The organism is Variovorax humicola, from assembly GCF_037889915.1.
GTDB classification, from domain to species: Bacteria; Pseudomonadota; Gammaproteobacteria; order Burkholderiales; family Burkholderiaceae_C; genus Variovorax; species Variovorax humicola.
Map to the genome: position 1 here is coordinate 268,034 of NZ_JBBKZV010000001.1, position 17,303 is coordinate 285,336.

The following is a 17,303-nucleotide window of genomic DNA, read 5'->3' on the forward strand; positions in this document are numbered from 1 at the left end:
GGCGCCGGTTTCATGCGTCGCGGGTGACGAGATAGCGTGCTGGAAAACCGATATGAGTCCTCAAGCGCCGTTCTTCACCAGTACCGGCCGCGGCGAGTACCGGTCCGCAAACAGCTTCTTCAGGTTCTCGACTTTCGGCAGGTCGTTGTAGGCGATGTAGGGCTGGTCCGGATGCAGCGTCAGGTAATCCTGGTGATACGCCTCCGCCGGGTAGAAGCGCTTCTGCAATTCAATGGTCGTCACGATCGGCCTGTTGCCGAAGGTCTTGGCTTGCGTCAGTTGCGCGATGTAGGCCTGCGCGATGCGGGCCTGTTCGACATTCTGCGCAAAGATGGTCGAACGGTATTGCGTACCGGTATCGGGGCCTTGCCGGTTCAGTTGCGTCGGGTCGTGCGCGACCGAGAAATAGATCTGCAGCAAGCGCGCGTAGCTGATCTGGCGCGGGTCGTAGCTGATGCGCACCGATTCCGCATGGCCGGTGCGGCCCGAGCCCACGGTTTCGTAGTGCGCCGTGCTTTCGTCGCCGCCCGCATATCCCGAAACGGCGGAGGTCACGCCCTTGACATGCTGGAACACGCCTTGCACGCCCCAGAAGCACCCACCCGCAATAACAGCGGTCGCGCTCGTGTCGTTGGTGGCCGGGTCGGTCGTCGGCGCCGGAATGACGACGGCCGCTTCGGCCGCAAACGAGTGTTTGCCGAACCAGACTGCGCAGCCCGCCACCAATGCAAGCGAGGCGAGCATCGATCGGCGCGTGGCGAAGGAAGTAGCTTGGGTTTTCATGGATACATGGCTGATGAGGAGGAATCGCGCCAGTGTCCTCCAACGCGCCGCCATTGCCCCGGTCAGGGTCATCAGCCCATTCGGCCGCCAAAAAAAACGGCCGCCGAAGCGACCGTTTCCTTTTGAGCGAGATGCCACGGAACCGGCTTTGCCGGTCCGCAGGCGTCGGGCAACTACATGCCCATGCCGCCCATGCCGCCCATGCCGCCCATGTCAGGCATGCCGCCGCCAGCGCCGGCTTCGTCCTTCGGTGCGTCAGCGACCATGGCTTCGGTCGTCAGCAGCAGCGAAGCAACCGATGCAGCGTTCTGCAGCGCGGTGCGGGTGACCTTCGTCGGGTCCAGGATGCCCAGTTCGAGCATGTCGCCGTACGAATCGTTCGCAGCGTTGAAGCCGAAGTTGCCCTTGCCGGCCAACACGGCGTTCACCACCACCGAGGCTTCGCCGCCGGCGTTGTTCACGATTTCGCGCAGGGGCGCTTCGATGGCCTTCAGCACCAGCTTGATGCCGGCGTCCTGGTCGGCGTTCTCGCCCTTGATCGAGGCGCCAACGGCTTGCTTGGCACGCAGCAGCGCCACGCCGCCGCCAGCCACGACGCCTTCTTCCACTGCAGCGCGGGTGGCGTGCAGGGCGTCTTCGACGCGAGCCTTCTTTTCCTTCATTTCGACTTCGGTGGCAGCGCCAACCTTGATCACGGCAACACCGCCAGCCAGCTTGGCCACGCGCTCTTGCAGCTTTTCACGGTCGTAGTCGCTGGTTGCTTCTTCGATCTGGACGCGCACTTGCTTGACGCGGGCTTCGATGTCGCCAGCAGCGCCGGAGCCGTCGATGATGATCGTGTTTTCCTTGCCCACTTCGATGCGTGCAGCCTGGCCCAGGTCGGCCAGCGTGACCTTCTCGAGCGTCAGGCCGACTTCTTCGGCGATGACCTTGCCGCCCGTCAGGATGGCGATGTCTTCCAGCATGGCCTTGCGGCGATCGCCGAAGCCAGGTGCCTTCACAGCGACGACCTTCAGGATGCCGCGGATCGTGTTCACGACCAGAGTAGCGAGGGCTTCGCCTTCGACTTCTTCGGCAATGATCAGCAGCGGACGGCCGGCCTTGGCGACTTGTTCCAGCGTCGGGAGCAGGTCACGGATGTTGCTGATCTTCTTGTCGAAGAGCAGGACAAACGGGTTTTCCAGGATCGCCGATTGCTTTTCCGGATTGTTGATGAAGTAGGGCGACAGGTAGCCGCGGTCGAACTGCATGCCTTCGACGACGTCGAGTTCGCTGTCCAGCGACTTGCCGTCTTCGACGGTGATCACGCCTTCCTTGCCGACCTTGTCCATCGCGTCAGCGATCAGTTGGCCGATGGTGTCGTCGCTGTTGGCCGAGATCGAGCCGACTTGAGCGATTTCCTTCGACGTGGTCGTGGCCTTCGAAGCCTTCTTCAGCTCGGCGACCAAGGCCGTGACAGCCTTGTCGATGCCGCGCTTCAGGTCCATCGGGTTCATGCCGGCTGCGACCAGCTTGAAGCCTTCGCGAACGATGGCTTGTGCCAGGACCGTGGCGGTCGTGGTGCCGTCACCAGCGTTGTCGCTGGTCTTGGAGGCCACTTCCTTCACGAGCTGGGCGCCCATGTTCTGGAGCTTGTCCTTGAGTTCGATTTCCTTGGCGACGGACACGCCGTCCTTGGTCACCGTGGGGGCACCGAACGAACGCTCGAGCACCACGTTGCGGCCCTTGGGGCCCAGGGTCACTTTGACTGCGTTGGCGAGGATGTTGACACCCTCGACCATGCGCGCGCGGGCTTCGCCGCCGAAGACTACGTCTTTTGCTGCCATGTTGATTTACTCCGAGTGGGATGGGTTGATTACTTCTCGACGACCGCGAACAGGTCGTCTTCCTTCATGACGAGCAACTCGTCGCCATCGACCTTGACAGTCTGGCCGCTGTACTTGCCGAACAGGACGCGGTCGCCGACCTTGACGCTCATCGCGCCCAGTTCGCCCTTGTCGTTCTTCTTGCCAGGACCGACGGCCAGCACTTCGCCTTGATCAGGCTTTTCGGCGGCGTTGTCGGGGATCACGATGCCCGAGGCGGTCTTGGTTTCGCTTTCAATGCGCTTGACGATCACGCGATCGTGCAAAGGACGAAGTTTCAATTGCATCTCCTGAATGGATAGAAACGGGGTTTAAGCCGGGCGCCAGCGAGGTTGCCGGCTGCCGATCGACTCAAAGCGGGTGTTGTTAGCACTCAACTTGAGCGAGTGCTAATGATAGTGGCATTTTCGGGGGTTTCAAGGGCCGGAACCTGGTTTGAAGCCAAGTCCGTCTCCGACGGCGATGCGAATCAGTAGCCGACGGCCAGCGCCGGCCGCCGGCTCCGCTCTCTCGCGCGGCGGCAGGCAGATCGGACAACCGCGCTTGCGGTCACGATGGCGGTTGCAACAGCCGCAAACGCCAGCGCACCGGCAAGGCAAACAAGGAGCGGTGCCCGCAAAGGAGCTGGAACGTGAAGAGGCGGGCTGGACAACATCGGGGCACGTGAATCAATGGAGCCCCGAGCATCGCCTGCAGCGACTGACGGGAGCCTTGATACGCTCAAATTCAGCGGGCTTATGCGGGTTCCTGCACCGCCAGCAGGCCCGAACGGCCTTCCACGGTGCCTTGCACGATCCGGCGCCGCGGGAGCGCCGCGACATTCGTCGCCGCATGAAGATCGCCCATCGACACCAGGGCGTGCCCCTGGGCCTGCCAGCCGGCGATGAGGCGCTCGAACACGGGTTGCAGCTTTTGCCCCTCGAGTTCGGCATGCAGCGTGTAGACCTGGTCCTGGTCGGTCGCGGCGGTCATCTCGAGCAGGTGCTCCGCCACGTTGCCGACGGCGATGTCGCCGATGCCGATGAGCTCGTCGAGCGTCGGCAGCGTGGTCGGATATTGGGGCGGCCCGATCACCTTGCCGGCCGCATCGACCGGCAGGAACGGCCGTCCACCGCGGGTGTCCGAGGCATAGGCAATGCCCAGTTTCATCTCCGCCTGCGCGGCGGCATCGTTGAACTGCCAGCCGGCCGCACCGTGCAGTCGCGGCGGCGTGCCGAACACTTCGGCGAAACGTTGTGTCGCCCGGCGCATTTCGCGCTCGGCCCATGCAGCGTCGTGCTTGAGGAGTTGGTCTTGCCAGCGCACGTGGTCCCAGCAATGCACGCCGACTTCGAAGCCCGCGTCCCGCACGCTGCGCAGCGTGCCGGCTTCGCGCTTGCCGATGTCCGGGCCGGGCAGGGCGACGCCGTACATCAGCGTTTTCACGCCGTAGTGTTCGACCACCGAGGTGCGCGATACCTTCTTCAGGAAGCCCGGGCGCAGCGCGCGGAAGATGGCGCGGCCGGTGTGATCCGGCCCGAGGCTGAACAGGAAGGTGCCGCCGGCCCCCGCCTTCGCCATCGTGCGCACCAGCGCGGGCACGCCTTCGCGCGTGCCGCGCCAAGTGTCGACGTCGACCTTCAGTGCAATGCGTGCCATCGTCTCGTTCAGAGTTCCAGGTCGGCGGCCGCGGCGGCGTGGTCCTGGTAGTAATCGAACAGCCTGGCCAGTGCGTCGGGCATGTCGACGGTCGGCTTCCAGTCGAGGTCCTTCATGGTGGCCTTGATGTCGGGCACGCGGCGGGTCACGTCCTGGTAGCCGCCGCCGTAGTACTCGGCGGAAGCGACGTCGACGAGCGTCACGCGCGCCGCGGCGTCCTTGTAGTCGGGCAGCTTTGCGGCCAGCGCCAGCATCATCTCGGCGAGCGCGCGGATCGAATGGTTGTTGGCCGGGTTGCCGATGTTGTAGATCTTGCCGTCGGCCACGCCGTCCTTGTTGGCGATGATCTTCACGAGCGCCTCGATGCCGTCTTCCACATAGGTGAAGGCGCGCTGCTGGCTTCCGCCGTCGACCAGCTTGATCGACTCGCCGCGCACGATGTGGCCGAGGAACTGCGTGATCACGCGGCTTGAACCTTCCTTCGGGGCATGGAGGCTGTCGAGGCCGGGGCCGATCCAGTTGAACGGGCGGAACAGCGTGTAGCGCAAGCCTTCCTGCTGGCCGTAGGCGGCGATCACGCGGTCCATCAGCTGCTTGGAGCAGGCGTAGATCCAGCGCGGCTTGTTGATGGGGCCGTAGACCAGGTTCGAGGTCTCGGGGTCGAAGCCTTCGTCCGTGCACATGCCGTAGACCTCGCTGGTCGACGGGAACACGACGCGCTTGTTGTACTTCAGGCACTGGCGAACGATCGGCAGGTTGGCTTCGAAGTCGAGTTCGAACACGCGCAGCGGCTCGCGCACATAGGTCGACGGCGTGGCAATGGCGACCAGCGGCAGCACCACGTCGCACTTCTTCACGTGGTACTCGATCCATTCCTTGTTGATGGTGATATCGCCCTCGAAGAAATGGAAGCGCGGATGGTCCAGCCAGGGCGCGACGCGGTCGGTCTGCATGTCCATGCCGTAGACCACCCAGTCGGTGTTGTCGATGATGTGACGCGTCAGGTGGTGGCCGATGAAACCGTTGACGCCGAGGATGAGGACTTTGAGCATGGGAGGGCGATCTCAGTTGGAGGGAGTCAGATTTCGACGGAAACGCTGCGGCCGGCAAAGCGGCGCTCGAATCCGGCGGGGTCGATGGGGCCGTCGCTGTCGTGCGCGGCGAGGACGTTGAGCATGCTGCCGTCTGCGGCATGCAGCCACATGGCGTTGTCCTGGCAGAGCAGGCGCAACGAGCCGTCGGCATTGGCTTGCGACAGTCCGACGAGCCGCGTGCGGTCGATGACGATCGCGCGACCCCCGATGCGGCAGAACGCGCCGGGGTAAGGCGCCGCCAAGGCGCGAACCAGGTTGTGGATCTGCGGCGCGCTGGCCTGTGCTGGAATCCGTCCGTCTTCCGGCTTGCGGCCACCGTAGTAGCGGCCTTGCGAAAGGTCTTGCACGCGCTCCGCGGCCGTTCCGTCGAGCATGCGCGGCAGGCTGCGCGCGAGCACGATCTCCGCTGCGGTCACGACCTTGCCGAACACTTCCGAAGCGGTGTCGTCCTGGAGGATCGGCACGGCGCACTGGTCGACGATGGCGCCGTTGTCGGGCTTTTCGTTCATGCGATGCAGGGTGGCGCCGGTCTGGCGCGCGCCTTCGATGATGGCCCAGTTGACTGGAACCCGGCCGCGGTACTGGGGCAGCAGGGAGCCGTGCATGTTGAACGCGCCGCAGCGCGGAACGTTCAACCATGCGGCCTTGAGCATGTGGCGGTAGTAGAACGAGAACAAGAAGTCCGGATTCGACGCGGCCGCCTCGGCCAGCAGTTCCGGCAGGTGCGCATCGGCCGGTGCGACGCAGCGCAGCCCGTGCTCCGCAGCCACTTGCGCGACGCTCGCAAACCAGATGTTCTCGCCCGGCGAGTCTTCATGCGTGACAACCAGCGGCACTTCGACGCCAGCATCCAGCAGTACGCGCAGGCAGCGCACACCCACGTCGTGGTACGCGAACACGATGGCCCGCGCGGGAAGATGGGGCTTCATCATCGGCGCTCGCGCTCCAGCACGGCGGTGATGACGTAGCGCGGACGGGCGCGCACTTCCTGGTAGATGCGCCCGATGTATTCGCCCAGCAAGCCGATGCCGAACAGCGCCAGGCCCATCAGCAGGAACAGCAGCGCAAACAGCGTGAACACGCCGCCTTCTTCCGGCCCGAAGATGAGCCTTCGGCCCGCCAGGATCACGAAGAGCAGGCCCGACATCAGCGACACCACGATGCCAAGCATCGAGAACGCCTGCAACGGCACCAGCGAGAAGCCTGTCACCAGGTCGAAGTTGAGGCGCACGAGGCTGTAGAACGAATATTTCGACACACCCGCATGCCGTTCCTCATGGCTCGTGACCACTTCGGCAGGATTGCGCGCGAACTGCAGCGCCAGCGCCGGGATGAAGGTGTTCATCTCGTTGCACTGGTTGATCAGCTGGATCACGTTGCGGCTGTAGGCCCGCAGCATCGAGCCGTGGTCGGTCATCTCGATGCCGGTCAGTCGGTGGCGCAGTCGGTTCATCGCGCGAGACGCCCAGCGCCGCCATGCCGAATCCTGTCGGTTGCGGCGGATCGAGCCGACGCAGTCGTGCCCCTTGTCCATTGCTTCGAGCAGCAGGTGGATGTCCTCGGGCGGGTTCTGCAGGTCTGCATCCAGCGTGACGATGCGCTCGCCGCGGCAATGCTCGAAGCCCGCAAGGATCGCCCGATGCTGGCCGAAGTTGCCGTTGAACAGGATCACGCGCGTCACGTCGGGCCGGCGTTCGAACTGCTCGGCGAGTACGGCCGCCGAGCGGTCGCGGCTGCCGTCGTTGATGAAGATGATCTCGTAGTCGACTCCCAGAGCGTCGAGCGCTGGATAGAGGCGCTCGAACAGCGCAACGAGGCCTTGCTCCTCGTTGTAGACCGGGATGACGACGCTCAGCGCACGTTCCGCGACGCGTTCTGTGGTGTGGAAATCGGTGAGAGGAATTTCGTTCGCAGCGCTCAAGATCTCGCTCCCCGCAAATCCGCCACCACCTCCGTCACGGCCGTGCAGACCCGTTGGACATCGGCATCGTCCATCGCGGGGAACAGCGGCAGCGTGACGGTGCGCCGGCCGATGTCCTCGGCCACCGGAAAGTCGCCCGAACCATGGCCCATGGCGCGGAACATCGAGAACAGATGCATCGCCGGATAGTGCACGCCCACGCCGATGCCGCGCACCTTCATGCCTTCCAGGAAGTCAGCGCGCCGATGGGCCAGGCTCCGCGGCAGCAACGGCTGGAACATGTGCCAGTTGCCGTGCCCTTGCAGGTCTTCCGGCGGCATGTCGAAGCCGAGCGCTGCATCCCACAGCCTGAAGTAGCGCTGCACCAGCGCTCGGCGCCGCGCCGTGGATTCGTCGATGGTTCGCAACTGGCCCAGGCCGATCGCAGCGGCGATGTCGGTCATGTTGGCCTTGGCCCCCCATGCCTCGACTTCCAGTTCGCCGCCGGGCAGCCGCGCGACGCCCTGCAGGCGCAGCAACTCGAAGCGGTGCGCTTCCTCGGCGTTGTTCAACACGAGGCATCCGCCTTCGCCCGTGGTCAGGTTCTTGTTGGGATGAAAACTGAACGACACCAGGTCGCCGAAGCTCCCGATGGGGCGTCCGTTCCACTGCGAGCCGAAGGATTGCGCCGCGTCTTCCACCACGCGCAGGCGATGCTTCGCGGCCAGCGCGTTGAGACGATCCCGGTCGACAGGCAGGCCCGCCAGGTCCACCGGAATCAACGCGCGCGTGCGCGGCGTGATGGCTTTTTCGATGAGGTTGAGGTCGATGTTGCGCGTCACCGGATCGGCATCGACGAACACCGGCTTGGCCCCGACCGCGAGCACCACGTTCGCCGTGGCAACCCAGCTGAGCGGCGTTGTGATGACCTCGTCGCCCGGGCCGACGCCGCAGATGCGCAATGCCAATTCCAGCGTCGCGGTGCCGGAGTTCGCCAGACGCACGGGGCGGCCGCCCCATCGGTCGGACAGTGCGGCTTCGAGGGCCTGGCATTTCGGGCCGGTGGTCAGCCAGCCGGAGCGCAGCACGTCGCCGACTTCGGCAATCGTGCGCTCGTCGACAGAGGGACGTGTGAACGGCAGGAACGGTGGCGTGCTCGTCGAGACCGCGCTCATAGTGACCCCCACGCTCGGCACTGCGTGTCCTCGCTGCCCCTCGAGGGGGTGCGAGCTTGCTTGGGGCGGCCCGGCGCGCAATCATGGAGCCCCCACGCTCGGCACTGCGTGTCCTCGCTGCCCCCCGAGGGGGTGCGAGCTTGCTTGGGGCGGCCCGGCGCTGAGTTCATTGCGTGCTCCCGCTGCGCGCCACAAGGACCACGCCGATGATGATGACGCCGATGCCCAGCCAGCGCTGGGCAGTGACCTGCTCGCCGAAGAGCCACCACGCGAGGGCCGCATTGACCACGTAGCCGATGGACAGCATCGGATAGGCAACGCTGACCTCCACGCGCGACAGCGCGACGATCCAGACGACCACGCTGATCGCGTAGCAGGCCAGCCCGCCGACGATGCCCGGTTGCAGCGCAAGGCCCGTGGCCGTACGCCAAAGGGCCGCCGGGCCGGCCGACATCGAGATCTCGCCGGCGGTGCTTGCGCCCGCCTTGAGCAGCAACTGCGCCGCCGCGTTGAGAAGGACGCCGGTCAGCACCCATAAAAAATCAAGAGCTTTCATTGCCTGGATACCACTATTCGACGTTGGTCCTGATAGAGGACACGCATTGGAAGGCCGCGTTGATGCATGCCAACGTAGCTCGCGACATCCATGTAGGCCGCAGCCTGGGGAAGCGATTGCCACCGTTGTGCGAACTCGTCGAGCGACTCGATCGAACGCCCCGGTTCCATCAACTGACCCATGGCGAATTCGTCGTTGTAGTCCACGAGGATGACCTCATGACGAAGGTAGAAGGGCAGCGTCTGGTCATAGCCTCCCACCGAGAACACGGGCGCTCCGGATTGTATGACCGGCTCCAGCACGGCCACATACGGGGTCGCGCTCTTGAGTCGCCCGAAGGGCTCGTGCGCCGCAAGCACGACCGCGACGCCAATGACATGCGCGAGGGCCAGCGTCAGGATCGCCAGCGTATTGCGATTCCGGCGCAACCACCACCATGCCAATGCCGCGCCGCCAAGGAAGAGAAGGGCGCCCATGCGCAGGCCCTCGGCCAGTTGCCCGAACACCTCGGCCGGCGTCGAGTTGGAAGTCACGCGTCCACTTTGCGTCGACGCGGCCAGGGCAATCGCCCAGAGCAGCGCCGGCACCAGCAAGTGCACGCGCAACGTCTTCGCCGGAACCGCCACAAGGCGAAGACCGAGCAACAGTGCCAGGGCCGGGAACATCGGCAGGATGTACGACGGCAGCTTCGACCCACTGGCGCTGAAGAAGAGCAATACGAAAGTCGAATAGGCGATGAGCACGTCCGTCGCCGCAATCGCTCCCCTCGGCCCAGACGTGTTCCGCTTCACGAGCCAAGGCAGTCCGCCGATCCACGGAAGCATCCCTCCGAGCAGGAAGGGCAGGTAATACCACCAGGCGCCTTCGCGCTGGTGCACTTTGGTCAAGTAGCGCGCGAAGTGTTCATGGATGAAGAAGAACTCGGCAAAGCCGGGATTGCGCATGGACACCAGCACGAACCACGGCGCGGCCAGCGCCAGGAAGATCAACAGGCCCGAGAACCAGTGCATGCCGCGCCATAGCGACAGATCGCGGCGCCAGATCGCGGTGACGACCAGCGTGGCCCCCGGTATCACGATGCCGATCAAGCCCTTGCTAAGCACTGCGCCGGCCATGGCGGCCCACGCGAGCCAGATCCAGCGGCGTCGCTCGGCCGGCGTGGCCGCGGCGTACCGGGCGATCAGCACGGCGCACAGCGAGATCGTCAGGAAAAACGTCAGTCCGGCATCCAGCGTCAGGAAGTGCGCGTTGCCGAACACCCAGGTCATCGACGCGGCAATGGCCAGGCTTCGAATGCCCGCTTCCTTGCCCCACAGGCGATTGGCCGTGGCGCCGACCACCAGCGCCGTCAGGAAGCCGGACAGCGCGGGCCACAGCCGCGCCGCGAACTCGTTGAGCCCGAACAACTTCATGAAGATCGCGCCCAGCCAGTACTGCAGCGGCGGCTTCTCGAAGTAGAGGATGCCGTTCAGGCGCGGCGTGACCCAGTCGCCGGTGTGCAGCATCCCCCACGACAGCGTGGCATATCGGCCCTCGTCGGGGCTGATCAGCGACCGGGTTGCCAACGACCCGAACCAGACGATGGCCAGCAGGGCAAGGAACAGGGGAAAAGCCGCGCGCAGCTGCGGGTCTTTGCTTTGATTCATGGGGGGTGATTCTTCAACACATTGAGACATGCCTGCGAAGCGGCGCGTCGCAGGACGTTCGGCGCCCTGGGCGCCGCGATTCAAATACTCAACGTGGAGGGGCTGTTTCCGGCGGCCGGTTGCGCCAGGGCAGGGTTGGCGGCGGTGCGCCCCCTGTATTCGGCACCTTCGCCAGAAGCACGCAGTGACGCGACGCAGGAAGGCCGGCAAGCGGCACCCGCAGCGCAGGCACGAGGACGATCAGGGACAGGAAGGCGGCGATCCCGCTCAGAAAGGCCAACGGCACATCGATGCTTGCCGCGGAGGGTACGAACAATCGGACCTCGACTGCCGAGGGCGTGACGGCATCTTCGTCAGGCTCGAACTGCGCGGCCTGCCCGAAGGCGCGTATGCCGAGTTCCTGCCGCTCCACCAGGCCGTCCTCGTCGAAGTGCACGGAGAGAAACGGCTGCAAGGCGCTGAGCAGGGCCAACAATGCACACCACCATGCCCATCGCCTGGCAATGGAGCTAAAAAACCGCCGAGTCAGCATCGCGGCATCCTATGTGCCTTTCCTTTCGGCAACCTGAACGTCCAGTGACTGCAAAATCGCTGTGAGTGACCCTGCTACAGGTAATACATCACAAGGCGGATGCCGGTGTTGTGCGGGACGGGCTTACGATCAAACAAGCGCACGGAGGCGCAACTTACGGAGGCAAATGAATACGCGTTACGCAGTCGGGTCGATTCTGTCGATGGCCGCATTCGCCGCACTCGGCATGGGGATGGCGTGGCCATCGGTGAGCCGGGCGGCGGGAGCCGCGGCGCCATCGATCAGTGGAGAACAACAGGAAGCGGATTACCGCGTCATCGCTGCGCGCTGCGGCACGCCGGGCTTCGAACGGCGTTTCTCTCACCAGTCGAGGGCGGCAGTTGCCGCTGGCCTGGTATCCAGCAACCGCGATACGGCCGCGGTTGAAAAGACGATCACTTCGCTGCGGCGCAGTCCGTTCGTGCTGGTCGCCAGTTCAACCGATTGCAAGGCGCAGATGGCTCAACTCGAAGCGCTGCAGAAACAGCGCAGCGGCATGGTGCGAATCTCCAAGAGCAAGTAATCGAGCGGGGCGGCGGATGGCCCTGTTCGTGTCTACGCGCGATGCGTCTGGCGCCAAGTGCGCGAAAAGCCGGCGGAAAGTTGCTGCAGCACCTGTAGCTGGCGTGCTTCTTCGGCATCCCGCAAGCTCTTGGCGGTCCGCGCTGCAGCGTAAGTGACGAAAACCATGTTCACCATGTTCGCCCATGCTTCGGCGGCTTCGCCCTTGGTCGATGCGGACGGGTCCTCTTGCGGTTCATGCGGGACGGGAATGCCCGCCTTGCGCAGGATGTTGGCTTTCTGGGCGACCGTCAGCATGTGAATCTCGAATGTCTTTGCCAAAGCGTATCCCTCGCCCTGTTTCAAAGCCATCGGCAGTAAGTCGTATGTATGCGTAGGCGAATTGCCAACTGCTTCCGTTCTTTGAGTGCTCAGGCCGATGCCGTGCTCGCTCGTCGGTCCGAACCTGCAGGCCGAAGGCGTCAGGCGGCGGCGCGCCAGGATGCGCGCGCTGGGATACGCCCAGGCCAACGGACTTGGCTGGCAGGGGCAGGAGCGACCTATCGATTCTGATCAGGGGAGCAGGGCCCCGCAGAGCGCCAGGCTACCGCCGCCCTGGCGCCCTTCTCGTGCATTGGCTACGCCGAAGCGTCAGCGAGTTGCTTCACAGCGGCCGGCAGGCCCTTCAGGCCCGCGGCAGCCCGCAGTTGCGCCGCGGCCTTCGTCGATTCCCAGGTGAACTCCGGTTCTTCGCGGCCGAAGTGGCCATAGGCAGCGGTCTTCTGGTAGATCGGGCGCAGCAGGTCGAGCATCTGGATGATGCCCTTCGGGCGCAGGTCGAAATGCTCGCGCACCAGCGCCGCGATCTGGTCGTCGGGAATCACGCCGGTGCCTTCGGTGTAGACCGTGATGTTCATCGGCTGCGCCACGCCGATCGCGTAGGCCACCTGGATCTGGCATTGACGCGCCAGACCGGCCGCGACGATGTTCTTGGCCACATAGCGTGCGGCATATGCGGCCGAGCGGTCGACCTTCGAAGGGTCCTTGCCCGAGAACGCACCGCCGCCGTGCGGGCAGGCGCCGCCATAGGTGTCGACGATGATCTTGCGGCCGGTCAGGCCGCAGTCGCCCTGCGGGCCGCCGATGACGAAGCGGCCGGTCGGGTTGATCAGGTAGCGCGTGTTCTTCAGCCACTCCTTGGGCAGCACGGGCTTGATGATTTCCTCGATGATGGCCTCGTTGAACGAAGCCTTCATCCTGGTCGGCGTTTCGCTCTGGTCGGGGTGGTGCTGGGTGGAGAGCACCACGGTATCGATGCTGTGCGGCTTGCCATCGACATAGCGCATCGTGACCTGGCTCTTCGCGTCCGGACGCAGGAAGGGCAGGCGGCCGTCCTTGCGCAGTTGCGCCTGGCGCTCGACCAGCCGGTGCGCGTAGTAGATCGGCGCGGGCATCAACTCGGGCGTTTCGTCGCAGGCATAGCCGAACATCAGGCCCTGGTCTCCGGCGCCGGTGTTCAGGTGGTCGTCGCTGGCATGGTCCACGCCTTGCGCGATGTCGTTGGACTGCTTGTCGTAGCAGACCATCACGGCGCAACCCTTGTAGTCGATGCCGTATTCGGTGTTGTCGTAGCCGATGCGCTTGATGGTGTCGCGCGCGACCTGGATGTAATCGACGTGCGCGTTGGTGGTGACTTCGCCCGCGAGCACCACGAGGCCGGTGTTGGTCAGCGTCTCTGCGGCCACGCGGCTGCGTGGGTCCTGCGCGAAGATCGCATCGAGGATCGCGTCCGAAATCTGGTCGGCCACCTTGTCGGGATGACCTTCGGATACCGATTCTGAAGTGAAGAGAAAATCGTTCGCCATGTCGAGTAACTCCAGTTGTGTCAATTGGCGCGTTGCCAACCCGGGAGTTCTGGCGAACGCTTTAGCAGTAGTGTTTAACGTCGCCCTGCAAGTAGTTCTTTAACTCAGCGACAATTTGTATTCTATTCGAGCCGCGCCCAAACCTGCGCGCGCGTCAGGTATTACTCCCTTTGTCCCGGATGACCTTCTTGTTCCGATTGCTTGCCCGTGTGCCGCTTCCGCTGATGCATGCGCTCGGCATTGCGTTGGGCTGGTTGGTGTGGTGGTGCGCGCCCGATTACCGGCGCCGATTCAAGGCCAATGCACAGAACGCCGGATTCACGCCCACGCAATATCGCCCGGCTATCGGGGCGGCCGGCGCCATGGCGGCCGAATTGCCTTGGCTCTGGTGCAGGCCGAAGGGAGAGAGCGTGCTGCCGAAGGTTGTCCGCTGGGACGGCATCGAGGCCTTCGAAGCCGCGCTCGACGAGCGCAAGGGTGTGATCCTGCTGACGCCGCACATCGGCAGTTGGGAACTGTTCGGCCAGGCCGTCGGGGAGCGTTTCATGTCGTCGCACGGTCCGATAACGGCGCTTTTCAGGCCGCCGCGCAAGGAGTTCATGGCGGGGCTGATGGATGGTTCACGCGACCGGCCCGGCTTGCAGACCCTGCCGACCACGGTCGCCGGCGTGCGCGGCCTGATGCGCGCGCTGCGCGCTGGCGGCTACACCGGCATCCTGCCGGACCAGGTGCCGCCGGAGGGGCAGGGCGCCTGGGCGCCGTTCTTCGGCAAGCCCGCGTACACGATCACCTTGCCGGGACGGCTGGCGCAACAAACCGGCGCGCATGTGTTCCTGGGCGTCTGCGAGCGCCTTCCGCGCGGCAAGGGCTATGCGATTCGCTTCGAAGCCTTCGATGGCACCGCCTTCAGCGACCGCAAGGCCACGCCGGAGGCCGCGGCGGCGGCACTCAACGTGGGAATCGAGGGGCTGATCCGCAGCTTGCCCGGCCAGTACGTGTGGGACTACGCACGCTATAAGCAGCCGCGTGCAGAGCCGCATGAGGTGGCTGCATGAGTGTGACCGCCCGGATAGGCATCGGTTTCATGAAGGGGCTGGCGCACGTCCCGCTGCCAGTGCTGCGCGGTTTCGGCTACGTGCTCGGCCGCATCCTGCACAGTGCCGCGGTGCCGCGCCGGCGGGTGGTCGACAAGAACCTGGCGATCTGCTTTCCGGGCAAGCCGCCTGAACAGCGAAAGCGCATCTCGGTCGAGACCTTCATCTATGTGGCGCAGTCCTGGCTCGACCGCGCGTGGCTCTGGCACGCGCCCCGAGAGGTCGTGGAGCGCCGCACCAAGATGGTCGGTGCGCCGGGGGACATCGATGAAGTGCTTCACGGTACGACCCCGCTGATCCTCTTTGCGCCCCACTTCTACGGCTTGGACGCGGCCGCCACCGGCCTGACGATGCGCTCACCGCGCGAGTCGACCACGATCTACACGACGCAGCGCGATCCGATGATCGACGAGTGGGTTCGCGTCGGTCGCGCGCGCTTCGGCAATGTGAAGCCGCTGAATCGCGTCGACGGCATCAAGCCGATCGTCGCGGCGTTGCGCAACGGAGGCTTGCTCTACTTGCTGCCGGACATGGACTTCGGGCGCGACCAGTCTGTGTTCGTGCCGTTCTTCGGTGTGCCGGTCGCGACGGTGCCCTCGCTCTCCCGCTTCTCCCGGCTGGGTCGGGCCAAGGTCATTCCGATCTTGTCGCGCGTCACAAAGGAGGGGTACGAGATCGAAGTGCTCCCCGAATGGAAAGACTTCCCGACCGACGATGCCGTCGCAGACACGGCATTGATGAACGAGCGCCTGGCCGGCTACATCGAGGCGATGCCCTCGCAGTACTACTGGGTGCACCGCCGTTTCAAGACGCGGCCCGAGGGCGCGCCTTCGCTGTACTGAACCGCCTCGCTCAGTTGCGCCGCATGAACGCCTCGATCTCGCTGGCCACGTTCTGCGGCTGCTCGTGCACGATCCAGTGCGTGGCGTTCGGCACCCTCTTGATCTCGAGCTTCGGCACGTAGTCCTCGAGCCCTTCGAGCAGGCCGGGCAGCAGCGCGGCGTCGTCGAGCGCCCAGAAAACGAAGGTCGGCACGTTGATCACGAGCCGTTCGCGCGGCAGCATTGGAATCGGCTGGGCGGGCTGGCCCGGCACGGCAGGCTTCATCGGTGTGACGCGGTAGAGGTTGCAGGCACCCGTCAGGCCGGCATTCCAGACTTCGCGGTACTGGTCCTTCACCGCGTCGGTGAGCCAGCCGAAGCCATCGGGGCCGGCCTTCATGTTCAGGAAGAAAGGCCACATGCGCCGGTAGTCGTCTTCCGAGAGCATTTGCTCGGCATTCGGATGCGCCAGGAAATTCATGTAGGCGCTGGCCTTTTGTTGCGCCGGGTTGTGGATCAATTCGCGCGCGAAGGTGCCGGGGTGCGGCGAATTGATGATCACCAGCTTGCCGACCTGCGCTGGAAACGCATTGGCATACCCCCAGCCGAACGCGCCGCCCCAGTCGTGCGCGACCAGGGTGTCGATCTTGCCGCTGGCGCTTTCGGTGGCGACGAGTTGCTGGATGTCGTGGATCAGCAGTGGCGCCTTGTAGGCTTCCACCTCGGTCGGTGAACTGGATTTCTCGAAGCCGCGCAGGTTGGGCGCCACGCAACGGTACCCGCCGTGTTCGGGCTGCGCAAAGTATTCGAGCAACGCGTCCCAGATGAACGCGCCTTCAGGAAAACCGTGCAGGAAAACCATCAGCGGCCGACCGGGCTCGCCGGTGGCGCGGCAACTCAGGGTGATGCCGTGGGGCAGCGTGCGCTGAAAGGTCTGGACCATGCATTCGTCTCCTGTTGCAATCGATTCGAGAGCGCCTGCTGCAGGCTTGGCGGGTGCGGCCGGAGCCTATTCGGATGCCGGCTGCGTCTCCGGGTGCACCCAGCGCCAGAGAAGTTCTGCCGCCTCGTCCACGCCTTGCTTCTTCAGCGCCGAGAACAGTTTCACCTCGCCGCCGCCGGCCTGCAGTCGCGTAATCGACAGGACCTTGGCGCCTTCGGAGCGGGTGAGCTTGTCGGACTTGGTCAGCAGCACCAGGAACTTGAGCCCTTCCGCCACGCGCGGGCGAATGACGTCCAGCAGGATCTCGTCGAGTTCGGTCATGCCGTGGCGCGGGTCGCACATCAGGACCACGCCGCGCAGCGTCTCGCGCGTCATGAGGTAGTTGCCCATCACGCGCTGCCAGCGCAGCTTGGCTTCCTTGGGCACGGCCGCGTAGCCGTAGCCAGGCAGGTCGGCCAGCACGGCGTCGTCGACCTTCTGCTTGCCGACGCCGAACAAGTTGATGTGCTGCGTGCGGCCCGGCGTCTTGGACGCGAACGCGAGCCGCGTCTGCTGTGTGAGCGTATTGATGGCGGTGGACTTGCCGGCGTTGGAGCGGCCCACGAAGGCGATCTCGGGCAAGTCGAGTGTCGGCAAATGTTCGAGCTGCGGTGCGCTCGTGAGGAAGTGCGCGGTGTGCAGCCAGCCCATGGCAACGCGGGCGCGTTCAGCCTTGGCGGGGTCCGCCACGGCAGGCGGACGCGAGAAAACGGGGGCCAGCTTGCGCGGCGGGGAGGTCATCAACGGGCTTTCGTAGCGGGGGGCCATTGTAGAATTACCGGGTTTTGCGCCAACGAATCGAATAAACCCCC

The 17,303-nt window shown here is 64.8% G+C and carries 18 protein-coding genes; 3 read left to right on the forward strand and 15 right to left on the reverse strand.

Annotated features, from left to right (window positions below; all coding sequences use genetic code 11):
* Window positions 1–60 precede the first annotated feature (60 nt).
* The 11 genes from msrA to WKW80_RS01270 form a co-directional block, all read right to left on the reverse strand.
* Window positions 61–783 carry a peptide-methionine (S)-S-oxide reductase MsrA gene (gene msrA, locus WKW80_RS01220; protein ID WP_422822835.1) on the reverse strand — a complete coding sequence of 241 codons (723 nt, stop codon included), beginning with the start codon at window positions 781–783 and terminating at the stop codon, window positions 61–63.
* Between the two features lie 173 nt (window positions 784–956).
* Complete coding sequence (groL, locus tag WKW80_RS01225) at window positions 957–2,609, reverse strand: chaperonin GroEL (protein ID WP_340361706.1); 1,653 nt, start codon at window positions 2,607–2,609, stop codon at window positions 957–959.
* A gap of 29 nt (window positions 2,610–2,638) precedes the next feature.
* Complete coding sequence (groES, locus tag WKW80_RS01230) at window positions 2,639–2,929, reverse strand: co-chaperone GroES (RefSeq protein ID WP_093109638.1); 291 nt, start codon at window positions 2,927–2,929, stop codon at window positions 2,639–2,641.
* A 454-nt stretch (window positions 2,930–3,383) separates the two neighbouring features.
* Window positions 3,384–4,286, reverse strand: coding sequence for a polysaccharide deacetylase family protein (locus WKW80_RS01235; RefSeq protein ID WP_340361707.1), 903 nt, complete (start codon window positions 4,284–4,286; stop codon window positions 3,384–3,386).
* Between the two features lie 8 nt (window positions 4,287–4,294).
* Window positions 4,295–5,338: a bifunctional UDP-4-keto-pentose/UDP-xylose synthase gene (locus WKW80_RS01240; protein WP_340361708.1), complete on the reverse strand. Its 1,044-nt coding sequence runs from the start codon at window positions 5,336–5,338 to the stop codon at window positions 4,295–4,297.
* 26 nt (window positions 5,339–5,364) lie between these two features.
* A complete protein-coding gene (locus WKW80_RS01245; RefSeq protein WP_422822836.1) occupies window positions 5,365–6,312 on the reverse strand; it encodes a formyltransferase in 948 nt (315 codons plus the stop codon).
* The gene (locus WKW80_RS01250) at window positions 6,309–7,283 is read right to left on the reverse strand and encodes a glycosyltransferase (protein WP_340362181.1); all 975 of its coding nucleotides are present in this window, start codon (window positions 7,281–7,283) and stop codon (window positions 6,309–6,311) included. The genes WKW80_RS01245 and WKW80_RS01250 overlap by 4 nt, the downstream gene beginning before the upstream one ends.
* Window positions 7,284–7,297: 14 nt before the next feature.
* Window positions 7,298–8,455: a DegT/DnrJ/EryC1/StrS family aminotransferase gene (locus WKW80_RS01255; protein ID WP_340361709.1), complete on the reverse strand. Its 1,158-nt coding sequence runs from the start codon at window positions 8,453–8,455 to the stop codon at window positions 7,298–7,300.
* A 166-nt stretch (window positions 8,456–8,621) separates the two neighbouring features.
* Window positions 8,622–9,011, reverse strand: a complete 390-nt coding sequence (locus tag WKW80_RS01260) for an SMR family transporter (RefSeq protein ID WP_340361710.1) — start codon at window positions 9,009–9,011, stop codon at window positions 8,622–8,624.
* A complete protein-coding gene (locus WKW80_RS01265) occupies window positions 9,008–10,657 on the reverse strand; it encodes a glycosyltransferase family 39 protein (protein ID WP_340361711.1) in 1,650 nt (549 codons plus the stop codon). The genes WKW80_RS01260 and WKW80_RS01265 overlap by 4 nt, the downstream gene beginning before the upstream one ends.
* 88 nt (window positions 10,658–10,745) lie before the next feature.
* Window positions 10,746–11,129 carry a hypothetical protein gene (locus tag WKW80_RS01270; RefSeq protein WP_340361712.1) on the reverse strand — a complete coding sequence of 128 codons (384 nt, stop codon included), beginning with the start codon at window positions 11,127–11,129 and terminating at the stop codon, window positions 10,746–10,748.
* Window positions 11,130–11,355: 226 nt separating this feature from the next.
* Between WKW80_RS01270 and WKW80_RS01275 the strand changes: the two genes are divergently transcribed.
* A complete protein-coding gene (locus WKW80_RS01275; protein ID WP_340361713.1) occupies window positions 11,356–11,751 on the forward strand; it encodes a hypothetical protein in 396 nt (131 codons plus the stop codon).
* 32 nt (window positions 11,752–11,783) lie between these two features.
* Here the strand turns inward: WKW80_RS01275 and WKW80_RS01280 are convergent, their stop codons facing one another.
* Both WKW80_RS01280 and metK read right to left on the reverse strand, forming a co-directional pair.
* Complete coding sequence (locus tag WKW80_RS01280; RefSeq protein ID WP_340361714.1) at window positions 11,784–12,260, reverse strand: hypothetical protein; 477 nt, start codon at window positions 12,258–12,260, stop codon at window positions 11,784–11,786.
* A gap of 107 nt (window positions 12,261–12,367) precedes the next feature.
* The gene (gene metK / locus WKW80_RS01285) at window positions 12,368–13,594 is read right to left on the reverse strand and encodes a methionine adenosyltransferase (protein WP_340361715.1); all 1,227 of its coding nucleotides are present in this window, start codon (window positions 13,592–13,594) and stop codon (window positions 12,368–12,370) included.
* 179 nt (window positions 13,595–13,773) lie between these two features.
* Here metK and WKW80_RS01290 point away from each other — a divergent pair, with 179 nt between their 5' ends.
* Both WKW80_RS01290 and WKW80_RS01295 read left to right on the forward strand, forming a co-directional pair.
* Entirely contained in the window at window positions 13,774–14,649 is an 876-nt protein-coding gene (locus WKW80_RS01290) for a lysophospholipid acyltransferase family protein (protein ID WP_340361716.1), read from the forward strand.
* Window positions 14,646–15,530, forward strand: a complete 885-nt coding sequence (locus WKW80_RS01295; RefSeq protein ID WP_340361717.1) for a lysophospholipid acyltransferase family protein — start codon at window positions 14,646–14,648, stop codon at window positions 15,528–15,530. Before WKW80_RS01290 ends, WKW80_RS01295 begins: the two co-directional genes overlap by 4 nt.
* Before the next feature lie 10 nt (window positions 15,531–15,540).
* Here WKW80_RS01295 and WKW80_RS01300 read toward each other — a convergent pair whose 3' ends face one another.
* Together WKW80_RS01300 and yihA are read right to left on the reverse strand one after the other, a co-directional pair.
* Window positions 15,541–16,452, reverse strand: a complete 912-nt coding sequence (locus WKW80_RS01300; RefSeq protein ID WP_340361718.1) for an alpha/beta fold hydrolase — start codon at window positions 16,450–16,452, stop codon at window positions 15,541–15,543.
* A 66-nt stretch (window positions 16,453–16,518) separates the two neighbouring features.
* Entirely contained in the window at window positions 16,519–17,232 is a 714-nt protein-coding gene (gene yihA / locus WKW80_RS01305) for a ribosome biogenesis GTP-binding protein YihA/YsxC (RefSeq protein ID WP_340362182.1), read from the reverse strand.
* Window positions 17,233–17,303 lie beyond the last annotated feature (71 nt).

Bases quoted from the DNA above. Each gene is read 5' to 3' on its own strand.
- msrA (WP_422822835.1), bottom strand. From the start codon at position 783: ATGAAAACCCAAGCTACTTCCTTCGCCACGCGCCGATCGATGCTCGCC.
- groL (WP_340361706.1), bottom strand. From the start codon at position 2,609: ATGGCAGCAAAAGACGTAGTCTTCGGCGGCGAAGCCCGCGCGCGCATG.
- WKW80_RS01235 (WP_340361707.1), bottom strand. From the start codon at position 4,286: ATGGCACGCATTGCACTGAAGGTCGACGTCGACACTTGGCGCGGCACG.
- WKW80_RS01240 (WP_340361708.1), bottom strand. From the start codon at position 5,338: ATGCTCAAAGTCCTCATCCTCGGCGTCAACGGTTTCATCGGCCACCAC.
- WKW80_RS01245 (WP_422822836.1), bottom strand. From the start codon at position 6,312: ATGATGAAGCCCCATCTTCCCGCGCGGGCCATCGTGTTCGCGTACCAC.
- WKW80_RS01255 (WP_340361709.1), bottom strand. From the start codon at position 8,455: ATGAGCGCGGTCTCGACGAGCACGCCACCGTTCCTGCCGTTCACACGT.
- WKW80_RS01260 (WP_340361710.1), bottom strand. From the start codon at position 9,011: ATGAAAGCTCTTGATTTTTTATGGGTGCTGACCGGCGTCCTTCTCAAC.
- WKW80_RS01265 (WP_340361711.1), bottom strand. From the start codon at position 10,657: ATGAATCAAAGCAAAGACCCGCAGCTGCGCGCGGCTTTTCCCCTGTTC.
- WKW80_RS01275 (WP_340361713.1), top strand. From the start codon at position 11,356: ATGAATACGCGTTACGCAGTCGGGTCGATTCTGTCGATGGCCGCATTC.
- metK (WP_340361715.1), bottom strand. From the start codon at position 13,594: ATGGCGAACGATTTTCTCTTCACTTCAGAATCGGTATCCGAAGGTCAT.
- WKW80_RS01290 (WP_340361716.1), top strand. From the start codon at position 13,774: ATGACCTTCTTGTTCCGATTGCTTGCCCGTGTGCCGCTTCCGCTGATG.
- WKW80_RS01295 (WP_340361717.1), top strand. From the start codon at position 14,646: ATGAGTGTGACCGCCCGGATAGGCATCGGTTTCATGAAGGGGCTGGCG.
- WKW80_RS01300 (WP_340361718.1), bottom strand. From the start codon at position 16,452: ATGGTCCAGACCTTTCAGCGCACGCTGCCCCACGGCATCACCCTGAGT.
- yihA (WP_340362182.1), bottom strand. From the start codon at position 17,232: ATGACCTCCCCGCCGCGCAAGCTGGCCCCCGTTTTCTCGCGTCCGCCT.